The sequence below is a fragment of the Flavobacterium sp. UMI-01 genome (genome assembly GCF_019656315.1).
GTDB lineage: Bacteria > Bacteroidota > Bacteroidia > Flavobacteriales > Flavobacteriaceae > Flavobacterium.
Genome location: NZ_BPLU01000030.1, coordinates 1 through 328, shown reverse-complemented (window position 1 = coordinate 328; position 328 = coordinate 1). Strand labels below are relative to the sequence as shown.

Annotated in this window: 1 protein-coding gene; it reads right to left on the bottom strand. The window is 43.6% G+C overall.

The window, feature by feature from the left end:
• Nucleotides 1-328: HYR domain-containing protein (locus K5R64_RS10165; RefSeq protein WP_220763206.1), on the bottom strand; the 328-nt coding region annotated here is incomplete at both ends.

Below are 328 nucleotides of genomic sequence, written 5' to 3'. Positions count from 1 at the left end.
GGTGCATTATTAGTTACCGAAATTACCCCGCAATTATCAGCTGTTGTTGGAGTTCCAAGACTTACCCCTGTAGCAGTACAACCCGAATTAGTAGTAGCACTTACATTGGCAGGAGCTGTGATAGTTGGATTAACATTGTCGGTTACTGTTACGGTTTGAGTTGCAGTAGCGGAATTTCCAGCAGCATCCGTTACGGTCCAAGTTACGGTTGTATTTCCTAAAGGGAAAACACTAGGTGCATTATTAGTTACCGAAATTACCCCGCAATTATCAGCTGTTGTTGGAGTTCCAAGACTTACCCCTGTAGCAGTACAACCCGAATTAGTAG